Annotated in this window: 5 protein-coding genes and 2 pseudogenes; all 7 read right to left on the bottom strand. The window is 69.6% G+C overall.

All coding sequences use genetic code 11. The annotated features are described in order from the left end of the window. Positions 1–212, bottom strand: a pseudogene (locus tag Q0588_RS01205) (methionyl-tRNA formyltransferase); the annotation flags it as partial. 15 nt (positions 213–227) lie between these two features. Next, on the bottom strand, positions 228–551 hold the full coding sequence (locus Q0588_RS01200; RefSeq protein WP_298743011.1) for a type II toxin-antitoxin system PemK/MazF family toxin: 324 nt from the start codon (positions 549–551) through the stop codon (positions 228–230). Continuing rightward, positions 548–757, bottom strand: coding sequence for an antitoxin MazE family protein (locus Q0588_RS01195; RefSeq protein WP_298743010.1), 210 nt, complete (start codon positions 755–757; stop codon positions 548–550). Before Q0588_RS01195 ends, Q0588_RS01200 begins: the two co-directional genes overlap by 4 nt. Before the next feature lie 38 nt (positions 758–795). Further along, positions 796–1,023 (bottom strand): hypothetical protein, encoded by a 228-nt coding sequence (locus tag Q0588_RS01190; RefSeq protein ID WP_298743009.1) that lies wholly within the window; start codon positions 1,021–1,023, stop codon positions 796–798. Next, positions 1,023–1,595, bottom strand: coding sequence for a peptide deformylase (def, locus tag Q0588_RS01185; protein ID WP_298743012.1), 573 nt, complete (start codon positions 1,593–1,595; stop codon positions 1,023–1,025). Before def ends, Q0588_RS01190 begins: the two co-directional genes overlap by 1 nt. 57 nt (positions 1,596–1,652) lie before the next feature. After that, a complete protein-coding gene (locus Q0588_RS01180) occupies positions 1,653–2,045 on the bottom strand; it encodes an acyl-CoA thioesterase (RefSeq protein ID WP_298743008.1) in 393 nt (130 codons plus the stop codon). After that, positions 2,045–2,182, bottom strand: a pseudogene (locus tag Q0588_RS15980) (acyl-CoA dehydrogenase); the annotation flags it as partial. The pseudogene Q0588_RS15980 and the gene Q0588_RS01180, both read right to left, overlap by 1 nt.

The following is a 2,182-nucleotide window of genomic DNA, read 5'->3' as shown; positions in this document are numbered from 1 at the left end:
ACGGCCCCGGCGGCCTTCATCGAGGCCGGGGTGAACACCGGCAGGCCCATGGTCTCGGCGAAGGCGTGCACCGGCGACGGGGTCAGTTTCTGGCCGCGGCCCTTCGGCTTCGGCGGCTGGCTGTAGACGGCCACGACCTCATGGCCGCTGGCGATCAGCTCGGCCAGCGACGGCACGGCGAAGTCGGGGGTTCCCATGAAGGCGAGGCGCATGCGGGGCGGTGTGCCTCAGACAACGCCGAGGAACAAGGCGAGGGCGCGATTGAGCGCGGTCAGCTGGTCCGGCGTCAGTTCACCGATGACTTCCTTGATCCTGTCGCGCCGCACGGTCTGCACCCTGTCGCCCAGGACCTGGGACGTCTCGCGCAGGCCGTTGGAAGGTTGGGGCTCGATGGTGATGCGAATGTCGTCGAGTTCGGTCAGCGTCGTCGTCATCATGGCGACTGTCACCGAGGTATGGTTTGCGTAGATGTCGCTCTGCACGACCACCGCCGGCCGGGGTTTGCCGTAATCGCCCTTCATGACCGCGATCACGACATCGCCCCGCTTCAATCGAGATCACCCCAGTCGGCGAACGCGTCCAGTTCCTCCAGCAGACGGGCCTCGCGCGGATCTGTCCGCAGGGCCTCGAGCTGACGTCGGACCCGCTCGGCGTAACCGGGCGCGCGCGTATCCGGAACCCAGATCTGGACAGGCTTCAACCCCTGCGCCCTCAGGGACGCCCGGTGTTCGGCCACGCGCTTCGCTGAACTCGCCATGCGTTACATGTAACACACCGGGCCGGCCTTCGCCAGCCTCAGTCCCAGCGCGTGAAGACGCCGCCGCCCTCGTCCCATTCGCCGCCGGCGTCGAGGGCGTCGTCGAAGTTCAGCAGCCGGTCCAGCAGGATGCCCGCCACCACGCCGACGGCGGCGACGGCGACCAGCGAGACGAGGCTGGCCACCCCGACCTTCTCGTTGCGGGTCAGCCGGCGCCGGCCGTCGGGATCGATGATGCGGTCGCGGTTGCGTTTGAGGCGGGCCATCAGGCGGCCAGCCTCGCCGCCTTCCTGACCCTGGCCACGGCGCGCTCGCGCTTCAGCCGCGACAGGTGGTCGATGAACAGCACGCCCTCGAGATGGTCCATCTCGTGCTGGATGCAGACGGCGTAGAGGCCCTCGGCCTCCTCCTCGATCGCCTCGCCGGCGTAGTCCTGATAGCGGATGCGCACCCGGGCCGGGCGCTCGACGGCGTCATAGACGTCCGGCACCGACAGGCAGCCCTCCTCGTACTGGAACAGCTCTTCCGAGGCCCAGAGGATCTCGGGATTGACGAAACAGCGCGGGTTGCGCCGCGCCGCCTCGGCCTCGGCGCCCTCGGCGTCCTGCAGCTCGGGGGTCGTCTCGCGGTCGCCGAGGTCCATGACGATGATCCGGCGCAGATCGCCGACCTGGACCGCGGCCAGGCCGATGCCCGGGGCCGCGTACATGGTCTCCAGCATGTCGTCCATCAGGGCGCGCAGCTCGTCCGTCACCGGCCCTTCGACCGGACGGGAGACCTGTTTCAGCACCGCCAGGTCGGCGGCGTTGTCGATGGTGAGGATGCGACGGACGGCCATGCCGGGGAGGTAGGCGGACAAGGCCCGGACGTCAAGATTTCCCAGCCGGGCGGTAGGTTATCCGGCCGTCCCCGGCAGCACCCGCGGCTTCTTGTCGGGGCCGATGGCCACATAGGTGAACACGCCCTCCGTCACCCGCACCGCCTCGTTGCGCGCCTCGTTGCGCGAGCGCTTCCACGCCTCGACATGCACCCGGATCGAGGTGCGGCCGGTCCTCACGACCTCGGCGTGCAGCGACACCTCGTCGCCGACCGAGACCGGCTGGTGGAAGACCATGGCGTCGACGGCGATGGTGGCGCAGCGCCCCTGGGCGATCTCGAAGGCCGGGGTCGCCCCGGCCAGGTCCATATGGGCCAGCAGCCAGCCGCCGAAGATGTCGCCCTCGGGATTGGTGTCGGCGGGCATGGCGATGACGCGGCCGACGAGGCGGCCCTCGGGCGCATCGGCCATCAGAAGGCGCTCTGGCCGGTGATGGCGCGGCCGAGGATCAGGGCGTGGACGTCGTGGGCCCCCTCATAGGTGTTGACCGTCTCGAGGTTCATGGCGTGGCGCATGACGTGCATCTCGCCGGTGATGCCGGCCCCGCC

Origin of the sequence: uncultured Brevundimonas sp., from assembly GCF_937870815.1 — a bacterium.
In the GTDB taxonomy this organism is placed as follows: domain Bacteria; phylum Pseudomonadota; class Alphaproteobacteria; order Caulobacterales; family Caulobacteraceae; genus Brevundimonas.
The sequence above is the reverse complement of the archived record's forward strand: the minus strand, read 5'-3'. Positions and strand labels throughout refer to the sequence as shown.